The following is a 15910-nucleotide window of genomic DNA, read 5'->3' as shown; positions in this document are numbered from 1 at the left end:
TTTGATTTCTTTTTTCAATCGTTTCTCAAGTTGTTTTTTACGACCTATTGAGATGAAAGGCTTCTTCCTAAACAAAAAAATCTTCCCCAAGTACCCATTAAGTGTACGGCTGAATTCTTTATTTGTGAAATATTTATTTAATTATCCATCGATAACAAATTTGTTATAATGAGAAAAATGACTAGGAGGACAACGCGATGGCACTTAAAGATTCCCATCTGATGCTGCAATACCTCGATACCTTGTTAAAGCATAGCAACTACACCAAAGCCGCCAAAGATCTCTACATTTCACAGCCTTACTTGACGCAAACCGTGAAACGAGCCGAGCAAGAGCTAGGGACCCCCATCATCAATCGGCAGCCGGGACATTTTCAACTGACGGAAGCTGGTAAAATCTATTATCAATATCTAGAAACCTTGGAAACAGAATCTGCCAAATTGAAAAGTCGGCTGTCTTGGTATACCGCGACCGAGAAGCGTTCTTTGCGCTTAGGCATCTTGCCAAGCCTTGGTTCTTACCTGCTGCCGCTCTTTTTGCCTGCGTATTATGAACACTATCCCAACGTGCACTTTTTCTTGCGGGAAGACCTGCCGAAGCACAATGAAAAACGCCTGCTGAATGGGCAGCTGGACTTTTTTATCGGACAAAATCCTGAGACGATCGCACCGAATCTAACGGTCCACAGTACCAATCAAGAACGGTATCTAGCGATCATTCCGCCTTGTTCTTCCCTGTATCAACCAGAGAAGCGGTATTTAGCGCCTGATTCATTGGCCGTCAAAGACTTGCTGCAAAGTCCATTGATTTTGACCGCCAGCGGCTCGGCGATTCGGCGCCAAATCGATCAATTGCTGCAAAAATACAAAGTAGAGGCGACGGTTCTCATAGAAAGCAGCAATATTTATACAGCAGCGGCATTGGCAGAAAACAACCTTGGGATTGCGATCGTACCAGAAAGCGTGCTACAAGCAGCGACCGCGACCCCTTTTAATCTTTATCCAATGCCAGAGGAACTCTTGTCCCTCACCTATTTTATTGCCCACCAAGCCGAACGGGCATTGTCAAACAGCGAAGCCGCCTTGATCGAGGCCTTTTTGCACCACGTCTAGCTTTCCTTTTTTACAAAAAAAACAAGCAGCGATCACCTATATTCCTAGGTGATCGCTGCTTGCTTTCATTCTGCTGTTGGCGTTTCGATCAAACGTGCTAATTCTTGCGGATAGATCAATTCACCTTGTTTGGTAATGACTAATCCAGTGATCCCTTCTAACGGCGCCAGCTCCTGCAAGATGGCTTGTGGCTCTTTGCCGAATAAGCGGGTCGTCCAAATCTCTCCATCAACCGATTTGTCGGATAGAATCGTGACACTGGCAATGGCTGACTCTAACGGATAGCCCGTTTCTCGATCAAAGATATGATGATAGGTCTTGCCCGCTACCTGATAGGTTCGTTCATAGATCCCTGATGTAACGACTGACTGATTGTGTACCTTCAACGCGGCGACAAAATTCCCTCTTGGCAAGAAAGGATTTTGGATCCCTATCCGCCAATAGCCATCAGCATGGCTCGGGGCATCGCCGTAAGTCACCACATTGCCCCCAAGATCGATCAAAGCGGCTGTGACACCGACCTGCTTGAAATACGCCATCAACAAATCAGCAAAATACCCTTTCGCAACGGCCCCTAGATCAAGCTTCATGCCGGCAGCTAACCCAACGGTCTGCAGCGTTTCATCCAAAACGATCTTGGCGGGATCAGTCTTTGGCAGCAGTTCAGCGATTTTCTCAGGCGTTGGTAGATGGGCATCTTGAAACCCGATTCGCCATTCCTGCACTAAAGGACCGATGGCAATATTTAAGTAGCTATCTTTTGGCAAGCTATGGGTTTTCCCTAGTGCGATCAATTCAACCAATTCCGGTGTGGCGGCGATCGCTCCTTGTCCTGCCTGCTGATTGATCTGCATCAACTCAGACGTCGGGTCATTGGCACTAAAACGCTGTTCAAAGGCCACGGCTCTTTTCGCTGCTTCCTCTAAGATCACTTCTGGGGTTTCATGCTGCACCCAAATCGTGATCACCGTTCCCATTCCCTGTAACACTCGTTGACCTTCTGCCATTGTCCTTGCTCCTTTGTCCTCTTCTTTTGGCTATCATAGCAGTTTCTGGGAGAAAAAAGTAGTCTGCGGGATGCCGCCACTGCTTTTTTTGAAAAAAAACTGCGAGGTCACCCTCGCAGTCTGCTGTCTCTATTGCTCAATGATAAAAGTCGAAGCGGCCTTTCGCCAATACTTCTTTGACCCCACCGGTTTGGTACAAGGAACGGTCCATAATGGCTTTTTTCACCACGGAAGCGGGATAGCCTTTGATGCCCATTTTCCCTACTAAGCCAAAGGCATGGGTATTGCCGATAGACGCCACTGAACCTAATGATTCAAAGTGGAAATCTGTTGGTTTTTCCCCGTTCATTTGACGTAAGATATTTTTACCCGCATGCTGCCCCATCTTCAAAGCGATTTGAGCCGTTGTTGGATACGGGCGATTGGTCGCTGGGTCCATGACTGCTGAAACATCACCGACAACATAGACGTTACTATGATCAGGGTCTGTTAGGTCTTGATTGACCATCACGCGACCCCGACGAGCAGAAAAGTCTGATTCAGCCATCACATGGCTGCCGCTGACGCCTGTGGTCCAAACGATGGTTTTGGCTGATAATTCAGCTGTTGCTCCTGTATCGGCATCATCTTGATAGACAACGACACCCGGTTTGATTGATTTGATGGGTTTACCAGTCAGGAAGTTCACGCCCCATTTAACGAGATTTTTGATCCCATAATCCGATAGTTTTTCATCAAACATCGGTAATAAACGAGTCACTGCTTCGACACAATACAGTTTGATGTCTTCTGGCTTGACGCCTGCTGCTTTCGCAAAGGTTTTACGGTTTTCCACCAATGAACCTAGCAATTCGATTCCGGTAAAACCAGCACCGCAGACAACGATTTTTAGGTAGTCAGGATTTTGTGTTTCTTTGTATGCCTTCATTTGTTTCAACAAATGATGATAGATGTTTTCTGCGGAGTCGACATCCACCATTTCCAACGCATGCTCCTCGACACCAGGGATCCCAAATGATTCTGATTCAAAGCCTAACGCCACGATCAAATAATCATACGTGCACGTGGATTGATCTTTAAAAACGATCACTTGCTGGTTACGATCGATCGACGCAACTTCCTTTTGAACAAAGCTCGTCTTTTGGGGACGAACGACATCATTGATGGGATAGCAAATGCGGTCTCTTGGTTGCGTACCAGCCGCAACTTCATGAAGATCGGTTGCCTCATAATGATAATCGTTTTTGTCGATCAATGTGATGTGAAACGCTTCTTTTGCTCCTTGCAGTACGTGCAATGCTCGCAATCCAGCATACCCTGCTCCTAAAATGACAACTTCCTTCATGTTTCCTTACTTCCTTTCTTTGCTGTAAAAATTATAAAATCAAACCAATCGCAAAACTCAGCACTTGTACGCATGCTCCGACCGCAAGGATCCGAACGGCACAAATGAAGGTCTCTCTTTTGATTTGTTTTTGCATAAATCGTTTTGTCTGTTGCCAGACAAAGGGCGCCGCGAAAAAGGTCAGAACCAGTGACCAAGGCGCAATGTTGAGGGCAACTGAGGCAATGATCGCAACAAACGCCAAGACGTTCATCGCGATAAATAATTTCAACGCACGGGCTTTACCAAGGTAATGCACCAGCGTATAGCGCTCATTTTTTTCATCCTCTTCCAGATCACAAATGTTGTTTGCCAGCATCAAGTTGGCGATCCATAATGTGTTGGGCAATGAGATCAAGAAAATACTGCCAATCGTGGCAATGTTCCATTCAAAGGTTTGATAGGCATTGAGATAGACACAGATCAATGAGATCATAAAGCCCATCGTAAAGCCGGAAAAGAACTCGCCTAAAGGCAAACTAGAAAGCGGCCGTGGACCAGAGGAATAAAAGATCCCGACTAGGTAACAATACAGCCCCATCCAAAAGAGCGGCCAGCCAACCACCATTGCCAAGGCGATCCCCATGGCGGCGGAAAGGATGATCATGGAGACCATCAACCAAAAAACCAATTTGACAGACAACTGCTCCCGACCAATAATATTGGTTTTTTCTTTGTAATCATGCCCTTCTGTGGCATGATGGTAATCGTTGTAGTTATCTAAAATATCCACCGCCATATTGAAAATCAGCATGGCAATGAAATACAATAAGACATAGCCAAGATGAATCGTTTGATAATTGTACCAGCTGTAGCAGACACCAATAAAAAATGGCAAAATACTGGCGGTTTTTGCTTTAAATTCGACAAGTTCTAAAAATACAGGTAGCGTCACAACTCCACCTCCTTTAGTGAGTGCATTAAACTAGTCAATCACGCCCCTTTACGCTAGAATAAGGGCTGAATGACTGTTAGAAAGGGTTATACTATGTTTGACTTTTGGATCGATTATCCGACGATCGAACAACGATTGAAAACCGTATGTTCCATCATTGAAGAACACGTTACTGTTCGTAACAAAGAGATACAAGATGTTTTGATCGACTTTACTTATTCAGGTGGAAAAATGCTGCGGCCAGCGCTCTTTTTTTTGTTTGCTGACTTAGGCGATCCCCATTATAAAAAAACCGACCAATTAACAAAAATTGCTGCTTCTCTAGAAATTTTACACATGGCCACTTTGATCCATGATGACATTATTGACGATTCGCCGCTGCGCCGCAGTCAAGTCACTGTTCAAGCCAAATATGGCAAGGATATCGCGGTCTACACGGGTGATCTTCTGTTCACCCAATTTTTTGAGCTTTTGATCGAAAGTATGAATGGCTCCCCGTTTTTAAAAACCAACGCACAAGCCATGAAACGACTCCTTTTAGGCGAACTTGATCAAATGCACACTCGCTACAACATCCATGAATCGATTGACGACTATCTACAAAGCATCAACGGCAAAACCGCTGAACTGTTTTGGCTCGCTTGTCTCGAAGGCGCTCATTTTGGCGGCCTCGACACAGAAAACCAAGAACGAGCTGGTGAGATCGGTCGCAACATCGGGATCGCCTTTCAAGTATTCGACGATATTCTCGACTACACCTCTGATAGCGGCACCTTGAAAAAACCGATTCTAGAAGATTTGGCGCAAGGGGTCTATACCTTGCCGCTGCTATTTGCCAAAGAACAGGCACCTGCAGCATTCGCTCCTTATTTGAATAAAAAAGCAGCACTCTCCTTGGCAGAAGCCCAAGAAGTTGCGGATCTTGTCGTCCGTTACGGCGGTGTCGAAAAAGCGCGCGCTTTCGCGGTCACCTACACGCAAAAAGCCTTAGACGACATCGATCTGCTGCCAGAAGCACCTAGCAAAGCCAAAATTCGTTCATTAACTGAACTGCTCTTGCAGCGCAATTACTGAGCCATAGCGCAATGATAAGAAAAGCGTCCATCACTGATTGATGGACGCTCTTTTTTATCGTCGTCCTTGGTCAATGGCCAATAAGTGTTGAAAATGTTTATTTTCTGCGGCCAATTCGGCAGGTGTTCCGCTCATGGTCAACTGACCATCTTCAATAAAAAGCACACGATCCATCATCGAAATTCCTTGCAAGTGGTGGGTGATCCAAATGATCGTTTTGTTCTCCAGCACTTGGAAAAAGGTTTCAAGTACGCCTTGCTCCGTGATTGGGTCTAAGCCGACGGTTGGCTCATCCAATAAGATGATCGGGGTGTCTTTTAGCAAGATCCGCGCCAATGCCAAACGATGCCGTTCCCCGCCGGAAAAACGCAAGCCGGCTTCATCCACCATCGTCGCCAAGCCATTAGGCAAAGCTACCACCATTTCTTTCAACCCGACTTGCTCCAGTACGCGCCAGACTTCTTCTTCCGAAGCCGACTCATTGCCTAGCCGAATATTATTCAAGACGGTCGTATGGAAAAGATAGGGACTTTGATTGATGACACCAATCAAGTCACTGATTGACTCACTCAATGCCGTCACTGGCACGTCATTTAAGGTGATCGCCCCTTGCGTCGGTTGCAGATCGCCTCGCAACAAGGAGGCAAATGTACTTTTCCCAGAACCGCTGCGGCCAAGGATTGCTAGTTTTTGATGCGCAGGAATCGTTAGATCCAGCCCATGAAGCACTTCTTTGCCTTCAGGATACTGAAAATGCAAGTCCTTGACTGTGATCGACACGAGACCCGTCACTTCAGGTACTAACGGTTGCTCCATGGAGACCTCTTGGCGATTTTCTTCTGGCAATGCATTGAAGCGATCGATGGAGTCTTTGTAGCGATTGGTTTCTTGAGCAGCTGACGGTAATGGCGCAAATGCATCAACTAAAGGAAAGACACACAGGACAAAGGCAGCGATCCAGTTGGCTGCTCCTCCGTGGTTACCTGGAAAGCGAATGCTGGTCCAAAGCAGCAATGCGACAGCGATCACCCCAAAGATGCTTTGTAAAAGAAAATCACGCCGGCGATCAAAGGACAGCATCTGTTCATCCACCGCCCGCAACTGCGTTTCCAGTTCCTTATGGGCAGCCACGTACTCGCTCCCTCTTTGAGAGAAGACCCAATCAGAAACCCCTAATACATTATCCGTCAGTGTCGTATACAAGTTGTTTTTCATATGTTTTTGCTTTTCTTGCCGCGCGCCGTTGATGATCACCGACCAAAGTGGCAAGACAAAGACGATGGTTCCTAATAGCAGCAGCATCACCAAAGCAAACCACCAAGAAAAATAGCCGAGTCCAATGATCAAGAACGCATACAAGATCCAAGCGATCACGGTAGGAAAGATCGTCCGCAAATACAGGTTTTGAATATGGTTGATATCTTCTGCCAATAAGCCCAAGATATCCCCCGTGCGATGCGCTTGCTTAAAGAAGATCGCATCTTTTTCTACTACGTTATACAATTTCAATCGTAAATTAGAAGTCATGCGTAGCACCCAGCTATGACTGGTCAACCGTTCCAAATAGCGAAAAACTGGACGGCCGATCCCAAATGCTCGGGTCAGTACGATGGGGATGTAAACCAATAGAATGTTTTCCGGGATCGACGCCGAGCGGCTGATCAGGTACCCAGAATTAAACATCAGTGCGCCACCACAGAAAAAGGTCAAGAAGCCTAGGAATAAGGCCAACGCCAAAACGTTTTTGTATTTTGACAAGAAAGGCTTGACCCAGGTATCGGTTTTCAATGAGCGCAATAAGCCGATTTTATTCAAGCTGTTCCCTCCTCATTCCATTGACTAGTTCTGTAAAAGCACCTTGCTTTTGCTGCAGTTGTGCCAAGGTTCCTTGTTCCACGATTCTTCCTTGATCCATCACGATGATTTCATCCATTTCTTCCATCCAGTGCAAGCGATGGGTTGCAAAAAAGACTAACCGGTTTTCCATCAGCGGCAGCATCCGTTCCTTTAAGGCAACTTCAGTTTCAATATCCAAATGTGCCGTTGGTTCATCAAACAAAAGAATCTTTCGTTGCTGATCTAAGAAGGCACGGGCTAAAGCGATCCGTTGGGCTTGTCCACCACTTAGATGTCGTTCCCCTTCTCCTAACATCGTGTCCAACCCTTGCGGCAGCTCTGCCAAAAGCTCAGTCAAGCCTGCCACTTCAATGGCTTTCAGTACGGCTTCTTTGGTAGCTGTCGGCTGATAAAACGCGACATTTTCCTGCAAGGTCAACCGATAGATATAAGGATTTTGCGGAATATAGATCAGCTGTTCTTGCCAGCTTGCTTGGCGAAAGGCCGTGGTTTGGGCTCCTCCAAGAGTGATCTCGCCACTGTCTGGCACGAGAAAGCCACTCAAAGTATTGATCAAGGTAGACTTGCCAGAACCGCTCAGACCGATGATCCCGATCTTTTTGAAGCCAGTCACGTTCAAGTTGATATCCCTCAAAGCTGCTTTTTCCTCGTAGGAAAAAGCCAGCTGATCAATCGTTAACTGGGTGTCTTCCTGCCAACGAGGCACCGTTACTGCCGGTACTTGGGCTTCCGGCTGATGCAAGATCTCCGTCACCGCAGTCATCGCATTTTTCCCGTCTAAGGTTGCATGATAATCACTGGAAAAGTCGCGGATTGGCAAGAAATATTCTGGTGCTAAAATCAAGATAGTTAACGCCGGAAACAGCAAGATCCCTTCATTGATCAGCCGCAAGCCTAGCAAGACTGCCACGACGGCAATCGATAAGGTCGTGAAAAAGTCTAAGGCGAAGGTCGATAAAATACCGACTTTTAATGAAGCCATCGTCGCTTTCCGAAACCGTTCGCTGGAAGCAAAGATACTTTTGCCATATTTTTTACTGACCCCAAACAATTTCAGCGTGTCGATCCCTCGCAAAGAATCGATGAAATGATTGGACAATAATTGAAACGTCCGGTATTGTTTTTCCGCTTTGCTTTGGGCGGCATAGCCCAAGATGATCATAAAAATGATGATCAAGGGGAACACCAACAGCAAGACCAAGCCGGATTCCCAATCCAGATAAAAAACGAGTGCCAAAATGACCCAAGGAATGATCGACATATTCATGATTTTGGCAAGAATCAATTTCAAGTAGTTTTCGACTTGGTTGATCCCTTCCAAGACCATCGTTGTTACATTTCCCGTCCCTTGCTGTTGTGCGATCTGAGGACCGACCCGAAACAATTTCTCCAATAATTGATCCCGCAGATCGGCAGCTTGCTGGTAACTGTAATCATCGAGTCTTTTGGAACGGAAATAGATAACGGCTTGCCGGGCGATAAACGAACAAAAGAACAGCAGAATCCAGCCCCACTGTTCCTCTAATGGTCGTCCTTCCCATAAGCTAGTGATGGCACGTGCCAATCCATACGCCTGCCCAATAATGAAGAGCGCCTGCAGGAACGAAAGTCCCGCAAGCAGCCCTAAAAGTTGTTTCATTCCTGGGAGCTTCATGATTTGTTTATCAATCATTTATACCCCTCCAACGCCTCCGTATGACTGATCCGTTTACGGAAGATATAGTAACTCCAAGCCGTATAGGCCAAGACGAAAGGCAAGATCGTCAGTGAAAGATAACTCATGATCTTCAATGTGTAGCGGCTTGAAGACGCATCAGCGATCAACAGGTCATAGCTTGAATCGATCGAACTGATCAAGACTCTTGGGAATAACCCTGTGAAGATCAATGCCACCAAAGCGATCAACGTCAAGCCGCTCGCAATGAAAGCCATCATTTCTTTGCCTTTAAAGACGCCGATATTTGCAATCAGTGTCAGTACAACGATCACAAGCAACAAACCAAGCGTTGTCGCAAAATGATTCTCAAAGAAATCCGTTTGGAAGTAAAGCATCACAGCAAAGACGATTAAGCCTGCATATAGGATGCCATAAAAAATACTTGCATAGTTGCGTGCCCGTGCCCGAATCGGACCTTCCGTTTTCAAAGCGATATAGTTTAATCCGTGCAAGTAGCACAACAAGGTCAACGCGATCCCGCCAACGATTGAAAAGGGATTGACGTAATCCGTAAAGGTTGCGGTCATGTTGCCATCTTCACCCAAAGGCATTCCTTGGATCATGCTGACAAACATCAGACCGAAGAAAAACGGTACGATCGTACTGCCGATCGTCAACGTCCAGTTCCAAATGTTTTTGTGCTCTTTCGGGAAGTTCGCTCGAAACTCAAAGGAGACACCACGAATGATCAACCCAACTAAGATCAACAGCAAAATCAAATAAAACCCGCTGAACAAAGAAGCATACCAGTATGGAAATGAGGCGAACATCGCTCCGCCGGCGGTCAATAGCCACACTTCATTGCCATCCCAGACAGGCCCGATCGTTTTAACGATCTGGTCTTTTTCCTCTTCATTGTGAGCCAATGTCTGCACAGACATCCCCACACCAAAGTCAAACCCTTCTAAGAAGAAGAATCCGGAAAATAAAAGCCCAATCAACGTGAACCATAGTAATTGCAGACCGGTCATCCTTCAAACGCCTCCTTATCAAATGGGTCTTCGTACCCATCTTGGTTGTCTCCTTGGCTGATTTCACCAAAGGCTTCTTTTTCAGGTCCATGATCCATTTCCCGTTTCACAAGATAGACCATTGTTCCGCCTAAGCCAGAGAATAAGAGGAAGTAAACAATATTTGAGATCAAGAGAGAGGTCACGGAAACGTTTGGTGACACACTATCTTCGATCGTAAACAAGCCGTAAACCGTCCACGGGTAACGTCCTAACTCCGTGATCAGCCAACCAGCTGTATTGGCAATAAATGGGGTGAACAAAGTGATCGCCACTACCCAAAGCAGCCAGCGCTTTTCAAAGAGCCACGGTTTCTTCTTACGCGTAAAATACAACCCCAGACCAGAAACCAACAGCATCAAGGCACCAAAACCAGCCATGATCCGGAAGCTCCAAAAGAGTGTGTTGACCGGCGGGTAGTAATTACGGTCGCCGTAGGTTTCAATCAATTGCTGATTGACCGTATCCATCCCATCGATTGAGCCGAAGGGTTCATTGAAGGCTAAGATACTCAACATATATGGAATCGAAATACCGAAGACTTGGTGATGTTCCGCTTCATTCGCCCAAGCAACGACAGTCCAAGCCGCAGGACTCCCGGTATCTTCATAAGTTCCTTCCATTGCGGCAAATTTCATTGGTTGTTCTTCAACCAAGTATTTCATTTGTTCATCCCCGGCTAGCAAGACGGTGAATGAACCGAACAATGCCACCGCAAAACCGATCCGCATTGATTTTTTGAAGAAATCGCGGTCAATGTCTTTGTCTTTCTTCAATAGACGAAAGGCTGATAAACCAGCAACAATGATTCCGCCCATCGTGATGGCTGCGGTGATCACGTGTAAAAACTCATACCACACTTGTGGATTTGCCAATAAAGCACCGAAGTCAGTCATTTCTGCCCGGCCATTGTTCAAGGTATACCCCACTGGATGCTGCATAAAACTATTGGCAGCTAAGATCCAAAACGCCGATAGCATCGAACCAAGCGTCACCAACCAGAAAAAGGTGGCGTGCAGCTTCGGACTGACCCGATCCCATGTAAAGATCCACAGTCCTAAGAACGTCGATTCTAAGAAGAACGCCAACAAAGCCTCCAAAGCCAAGGGCGCACCAAAAATATCCCCGACAAAACGAGAATAGTCTGACCAGTTCATCCCAAATTGAAATTCTTGAATGATCCCTGTCACGACCCCGACAGCAAAACTTAATAGAAAAATATTTCCCCAAAACTTCGTCATCCGGCGATATTTTTCATCTTTTTTGATCACATAAAGTGTCTCCATAATTGCAACGACGACACCAGTTCCGATCGAAAACGGTACAAAGAAAAAGTGAAAAATCGTCGTCATCGCAAACTGGATTCGCGCTAGTGTCACAATATCCATCCTACATCCTCCTATTTCATAAAAAAGTGCATTAAAATAATTCTAAAGAAAGAAAAATTCCAACTTCGAATATACTCCTCTAATCAGTAAAAAAGAAGCAAATTGCTTGCATTTACTGATTTTTAATCACTTCCTCTCCGATTCTTAAACATAAGGCGCTTTCATCAGCGGAATATAGCTTTTTAGGGCTCTTCCCACCCGTAACGAGTTCCCTCAGAAAGCAAAGGATCACTCAATAAAATTCCCGGGAAATCCTCCTTTAAAACAAACGTGCTTAATGATTGATACATGGAAAACGTGGTCTTCATCCCTAATCTTTCCAATTGATCTAACGTTTGTTGCATTAAGTCCGCCGCTTTTGGCTTGTTTTGTTTTAATAGACATGTCCAGCCTTCAAAAAACGGCATAAAGATCGCTTGCTCAATGTGTTCTTTTTCATAAACATGATCTCGCCATAAATGAAAGGTCTTTTCCGCATAATCCACCTCATCAAAAACAGCAAAGACGGAAAACACCGTCTCAAACGTGTTGTATAGAATATCTTTGTTGCCGGGGATTTTTGCAAAGCGCTGACTCTTTTTGATGGCGATCGTCAAACAGCGCCAAAGCAAAGCTGGCTCCATCGAAACTGCTACGCGGGCAAATAGCCGCAGCTCATAAACACCCCATGTATCGGTATTCAGCAAGTAATGTTTCGCAGAGTCCAAACAATAATTGTGTTTCGGGTACGCCTCCTGGATGGGCACCCCTTTAAAAAGCTCCTCTTTCATCAAGTAGTCAAAACGGATCAGTTGTAAGAAGTGGTCCAGCTCCAAGGAGTAATGTCGTTGAAAGTAGGCGGTCAGCTTTTGATATTTCTTTTTTAGTTTAGGTACTTCATCAATAGATTCGATCCCCATCGAACGGACATAGTCGACCATTAGCTTTTGAGCCTCCGAATGATGCTCCCCAGTATGCAGCAGATGAAATTCGGCAAAACTCACTTCTAGTTTATCTAGCAAACGATGAAATCGTTCGCAGGAAATCGTCGTTTTGCCATTTTCAAATTGCGATAACAAAGACATCGACAATTGTTCGTCCACTAATTCCTTCAATAGTAAGCCTTTGCTTTTGCGAAGCTCTTTCACTGTCGCACCATAATTGTTCATTTTTTCACCTTCTTTTTCAATATATTGAAATAAGCAGTTGCTTTTCCCGAAGAGCCTTTATAGTTGAATTATCTTATAGAAACGAGGGAAAAGCTATGGATACCCATGTAAAAAAGAAAATGCTTCACGTGAAACATTTGCAAAAAAGTTTCAAAGACAAAACCGTTTTGAAAGAGGTCACTTTTGACGTCACTCCTGGCGAAGTATTTGTCTTACTAGGATCAAACGGCGCTGGAAAAACCACTCTAGTCAAAATTTTGTCTACCATCCTGCCTTTTGACCAAGGAACCGCGCTGATCGATGGGATCGACTTGACCAAAGATCCAGCAGCGATTCGCGAGAAAATCAGTCTGACGGGGCAATTTTCCGCCGTCGATCAAGAACTAACCGGACGAGAAAACTTGCTGATGATTGCTGCCTTGCGCCATGTCAAAAACAAACAGTTGATCGTCCAACAGTTGTTAGAGCGTTTTGATTTGGTGGATGCCAGCAACAGACTAGTCAAAAACTATTCTGGTGGCATGCGACGGCGCTTAGACATCGCCATGAGTTTTATCGGCGAACCTGACCTGCTCTTTTTAGATGAACCGACGACCGGGTTAGACCCGCAAAACCGCTTAGCCACATGGCACATGATCAAAGAGATCGCCGCTCAAGGACGAACGATTTTCCTGACGACCCAATACCTAGAAGAAGCTGAATTTTTAGCAGACCAAGTCGCCATTTTGCATGAAGGGAAAATCATCTTGCAAGGAACACCAACGGAAGTCAAAGCACTGCACCCTTCGCAAACGATGGAAATCAGCGTATTGACAAAAGAACACTTGCAAACCGTGCGTCAGCATCTGTCTGATTTTCCGCTGCAAGTCAATGAGTCCAGTCTCTCTCTGGCATTTCCCGTCAGTCAAGACTTCCAGCATTCCTTCACGCTGTTGCAGGAACTCAATCAACTACCGATCACCATCACCAGTTTTAATCAAAAGAATGCTTCTTTAGAAGATATTTTTCTAACACTTGTCCAAGGAGGAAACCAATGAAAGCAATTATAGAAACCAACACCTTATTCAAGCGCAATCTCTTGCTATCGATTCGCAGTATGGAGACTTTGCTAAGTGGAATTTTGACCCCAGCGATTTTAATGATCCTCTTTGTCTATGTTTTTGGGGGAGCCATGAACGTCGGTGATACCTCTTATGTCGATTTTGTCGTTCCCGGTGTCCTCGTCCAATGTATCGCCCAAAGTGCTTCCTCCGTTGGGGTAACGGTGACGGAAGATTTGAAATCCGGCATGGTGGAACGGCTGATGACCTTGAATATTTCTAACTCAGCCTTTTTAAACGGCCATGTCTTCGCCGCGACCCTTCGGAGCTTGATCAGTACCTTGGTCGTATTGATCGTTGCCATGGTCATCGGTTTTCGCCCTCAAGCCACAGTTGCTGGCTGGGGGCTCGCCTTCCTATTGATCTTTTGCTTCACCTTCGCTTTTACTTGGGTCTCAGTTCTGGTTGGTCTCATCGCCAAAAGCCCCGAGACAGCTACCTTGTTTACTGTCTTGATCACCCTGTTGCCCTACTTAAGCTCTGGTTTCGTCCCTACGGAAACCATGCCGCGCCCGTTAGCTATTTTTGCTGAATACCAACCAATGTCGCCGATCATCCATTCTTTGCGAGGGCTTTTGTTAAACTTGAAAGATACCACCTTGATCAGTGCCTTTAGCTGGTGCGGCGGTATCGTAGTCGTGAGCTGGTTCTTGGCACGAATGCTTTATCAGAAACGGTTACGCTAATGACGCCGGCTCCCTTTTCTGACTCTCTTATAAAAAAAGCGGCAACGATCAAGCTTCTGCTTCGTCGTTGCCGCTTTTTTTAATCGAGGACTTCTCCGTTAGAAGCCGTCACTTTCTTATACCAGTCAAAGCTGGCTTTTTTGTACCGTTTTCCTGAACCATTGCCCCAATCATCTAGATCCACGTAAATGAACCCATACCGCTTGCTCATTTCTGATGAGGAGCAGCTAACAAGATCGATCGGTCCCCAAGGATAGTAGCCGATCAGTTCTACGCCATCATAGATTGCTTCTTTCATTTGTTCAATGTGCTGTTTCAGAAAATCAATGCGATACGTATCATCGATCGTTCCTTCTTCATTCAATGTCTCATAAAAACCCATACCATTTTCTGTGATCATGATCGGCAATTGGTACCGATCATAATACTCATTCAAAGCAATCCGTAACCCAATTGGATCAATCGCCCAGCCCCAGTCATTGGCTTCTAAATAAGGGTTAGGCGAAGCTGCGTCTTCTTTCCCGTAGTTTTCACTATGAATGATCCGCGTGTAGTAATAGGAGAAAGAAACAAAATCGACCGTATGCTTGAAGTCCGCTTCATCGTTTTCCCCAAATTGAATCTCGATGCCGTTTTCTTCAAAAAAGCGATAGGCATAATTCGGATAAGTTCCCCGCGCAAGTACATCTGAATAATAATATTCCATTTGATTATTTTTGAGAGCACTCAGAACATCCAACGGTTTACAAGTAGCTGGATAAACATTGCCATAATAAGACATCATCCCAATTTGAAAAGAAGGATCAATTTCTTTCCCTACTTTGATCGCTCTCGCACATGCTACCAATTCATTGTGAACCCCTTGGTACTTAGCTTGCTTCAGATTGTCTACTCGGTCAGCGGGAATACCAAGGTGGTTAAACGATTCATGGGTAATCAAGTTCATTTGATTGACTAAGATCCAATATTTGACTTTTCCTTGGTAACGCTTGAATACGACTTGCGCAAAATGACCAAAGAAATCAATCAGTTTTCGATTTGACCAGCCGTCATAAGCCATCGCTAAATGGATCGGCATTTCATAATGAGACAAGGTGATCAAGGGTTCCATGCCGTTTTCAAGGATACAATCGATCAATTCGTCATAAAAGCGCAACCCTTCTTCGTTGGGCGTTTGTTCGTCTCCCTTTGGAAAAATTCTCGCCCAGCTAATAGATGTTCGAAACGAATTCATGCCTGTTTCTGCCAAGAGTGCCAGATCCTCACGAAATGTATGGTAAAAATCGATCCCATCCCGTTTAGGGTAACGCCCTTCTTGATCATTTAAAGCAAATTCAACGTCTGCCGTCGTTATTTCTTTGTTGCTTTTCTTTTTTATATCGATATCATTACGAAAGCGATTGATGTCTGCCACGCTCCAGCCTTTTCCCCCTTCAAGATAGGCCCCTTCTAATTGATTTGCGGCAACTGCACCTCCCCAATAAAAATCGGCAGGAAATTGCTTCTTATTTTTCTTCATGTCATTGCTCCTC

General features: G+C 45.3%; 13 protein-coding genes. 4 read left to right on the top strand and 9 right to left on the bottom strand.

The window, feature by feature from the left end; all coding sequences use genetic code 11:
* Positions 1-197 precede the first annotated feature (197 nt).
* Complete coding sequence (locus A5877_RS09335; RefSeq protein ID WP_086294335.1) at positions 198-1112, top strand: LysR family transcriptional regulator; 915 nt, start codon at positions 198-200, stop codon at positions 1110-1112.
* 65 nt (positions 1113-1177) lie between these two features.
* On the opposite strand, the gene A5877_RS09330 is transcribed toward A5877_RS09335, so the two are convergent.
* From A5877_RS09330 to A5877_RS09320, 3 genes are all read right to left on the bottom strand, one after another.
* Positions 1178-2119 carry an FAD:protein FMN transferase gene (locus A5877_RS09330; protein WP_086294334.1) on the bottom strand — a complete coding sequence of 314 codons (942 nt, stop codon included), beginning with the start codon at positions 2117-2119 and terminating at the stop codon, positions 1178-1180.
* Between the two features lie 136 nt (positions 2120-2255).
* Positions 2256-3464, bottom strand: coding sequence for an NAD(P)/FAD-dependent oxidoreductase (locus A5877_RS09325; protein WP_005232831.1), 1209 nt, complete (start codon positions 3462-3464; stop codon positions 2256-2258).
* A 31-nt stretch (positions 3465-3495) separates the two neighbouring features.
* A complete protein-coding gene (locus A5877_RS09320) occupies positions 3496-4398 on the bottom strand; it encodes a prenyltransferase (protein ID WP_008376658.1) in 903 nt (300 codons plus the stop codon).
* Between the two features lie 93 nt (positions 4399-4491).
* Between A5877_RS09320 and A5877_RS09315 the strand changes: the two genes are divergently transcribed.
* The gene (locus A5877_RS09315) at positions 4492-5472 is read left to right on the top strand and encodes a polyprenyl synthetase family protein (protein WP_005226544.1); all 981 of its coding nucleotides are present in this window, start codon (positions 4492-4494) and stop codon (positions 5470-5472) included.
* Between the two features lie 54 nt (positions 5473-5526).
* On the opposite strand, the gene cydC is transcribed toward A5877_RS09315, so the two are convergent.
* The 5 genes from cydC to A5877_RS09290 form a co-directional block, all read right to left on the bottom strand.
* A complete protein-coding gene (gene cydC, locus A5877_RS09310; RefSeq protein WP_086316736.1) occupies positions 5527-7287 on the bottom strand; it encodes a thiol reductant ABC exporter subunit CydC in 1761 nt (586 codons plus the stop codon).
* Positions 7280-9001: a thiol reductant ABC exporter subunit CydD gene (gene cydD / locus A5877_RS09305; RefSeq protein WP_086316735.1), complete on the bottom strand. Its 1722-nt coding sequence runs from the start codon at positions 8999-9001 to the stop codon at positions 7280-7282. Before cydD ends, cydC begins: the two co-directional genes overlap by 8 nt.
* Positions 8998-10017, bottom strand: a complete 1020-nt coding sequence (gene cydB, locus A5877_RS09300) for a cytochrome d ubiquinol oxidase subunit II (RefSeq protein ID WP_005232836.1) — start codon at positions 10015-10017, stop codon at positions 8998-9000. The genes cydD and cydB overlap by 4 nt, the downstream gene beginning before the upstream one ends.
* Positions 10014-11444, bottom strand: a complete 1431-nt coding sequence (locus tag A5877_RS09295; protein WP_005232838.1) for a cytochrome ubiquinol oxidase subunit I — start codon at positions 11442-11444, stop codon at positions 10014-10016. Before A5877_RS09295 ends, cydB begins: the two co-directional genes overlap by 4 nt.
* A gap of 182 nt (positions 11445-11626) precedes the next feature.
* The gene (locus A5877_RS09290; protein WP_086316734.1) at positions 11627-12592 is read right to left on the bottom strand and encodes an Rgg/GadR/MutR family transcriptional regulator; all 966 of its coding nucleotides are present in this window, start codon (positions 12590-12592) and stop codon (positions 11627-11629) included.
* Between the two features lie 95 nt (positions 12593-12687).
* On the opposite strand from A5877_RS09290, the gene A5877_RS09285 reads away from it, so the two are divergent.
* Both A5877_RS09285 and A5877_RS09280 read left to right on the top strand, forming a co-directional pair.
* The gene (locus A5877_RS09285; protein WP_061053538.1) at positions 12688-13629 is read left to right on the top strand and encodes an ATP-binding cassette domain-containing protein; all 942 of its coding nucleotides are present in this window, start codon (positions 12688-12690) and stop codon (positions 13627-13629) included.
* Positions 13626-14378 (top strand): ABC transporter permease, encoded by a 753-nt coding sequence (locus tag A5877_RS09280; RefSeq protein ID WP_008376673.1) that lies wholly within the window; start codon positions 13626-13628, stop codon positions 14376-14378. The genes A5877_RS09285 and A5877_RS09280 overlap by 4 nt, the downstream gene beginning before the upstream one ends.
* A gap of 79 nt (positions 14379-14457) precedes the next feature.
* Here A5877_RS09280 and A5877_RS09275 read toward each other — a convergent pair whose 3' ends face one another.
* Positions 14458-15897, bottom strand: a complete 1440-nt coding sequence (locus A5877_RS09275) for a glycoside hydrolase family 1 protein (RefSeq protein ID WP_086316733.1) — start codon at positions 15895-15897, stop codon at positions 14458-14460.
* Between the last annotated feature and the right edge of the window lie 13 nt (positions 15898-15910).

This window comes from Enterococcus sp. 3C7_DIV0644, assembly GCF_002141235.1.
Lineage (GTDB): Bacteria > Bacillota > Bacilli > Lactobacillales > Enterococcaceae > Enterococcus_D > Enterococcus_D entomosocium.
The sequence above is the reverse complement of the archived record's forward strand: the minus strand, read 5'-3'. Positions and strand labels throughout refer to the sequence as shown.

Bases quoted from the DNA above. Each gene is read 5' to 3' on its own strand.
- A5877_RS09335 (WP_086294335.1), top strand. From the start codon at position 198: ATGGCACTTAAAGATTCCCATCTGATGCTGCAATACCTCGATACCTTG.
- cydB (WP_005232836.1), bottom strand. From the start codon at position 10,017: ATGACCGGTCTGCAATTACTATGGTTCACGTTGATTGGGCTTTTATTT.
- A5877_RS09290 (WP_086316734.1), bottom strand. From the start codon at position 12,592: ATGAACAATTATGGTGCGACAGTGAAAGAGCTTCGCAAAAGCAAAGGC.
- A5877_RS09285 (WP_061053538.1), top strand. From the start codon at position 12,688: ATGGATACCCATGTAAAAAAGAAAATGCTTCACGTGAAACATTTGCAA.
- A5877_RS09280 (WP_008376673.1), top strand. From the start codon at position 13,626: ATGAAAGCAATTATAGAAACCAACACCTTATTCAAGCGCAATCTCTTG.
- A5877_RS09330 (WP_086294334.1), bottom strand. From the start codon at position 2,119: ATGGCAGAAGGTCAACGAGTGTTACAGGGAATGGGAACGGTGATCACG.
- cydD (WP_086316735.1), bottom strand. From the start codon at position 9,001: ATGATTGATAAACAAATCATGAAGCTCCCAGGAATGAAACAACTTTTA.
- A5877_RS09315 (WP_005226544.1), top strand. From the start codon at position 4,492: ATGTTTGACTTTTGGATCGATTATCCGACGATCGAACAACGATTGAAA.
- A5877_RS09275 (WP_086316733.1), bottom strand. From the start codon at position 15,897: ATGAAGAAAAATAAGAAGCAATTTCCTGCCGATTTTTATTGGGGAGGT.
- A5877_RS09325 (WP_005232831.1), bottom strand. From the start codon at position 3,464: ATGAAGGAAGTTGTCATTTTAGGAGCAGGGTATGCTGGATTGCGAGCA.
- A5877_RS09295 (WP_005232838.1), bottom strand. From the start codon at position 11,444: ATGGATATTGTGACACTAGCGCGAATCCAGTTTGCGATGACGACGATT.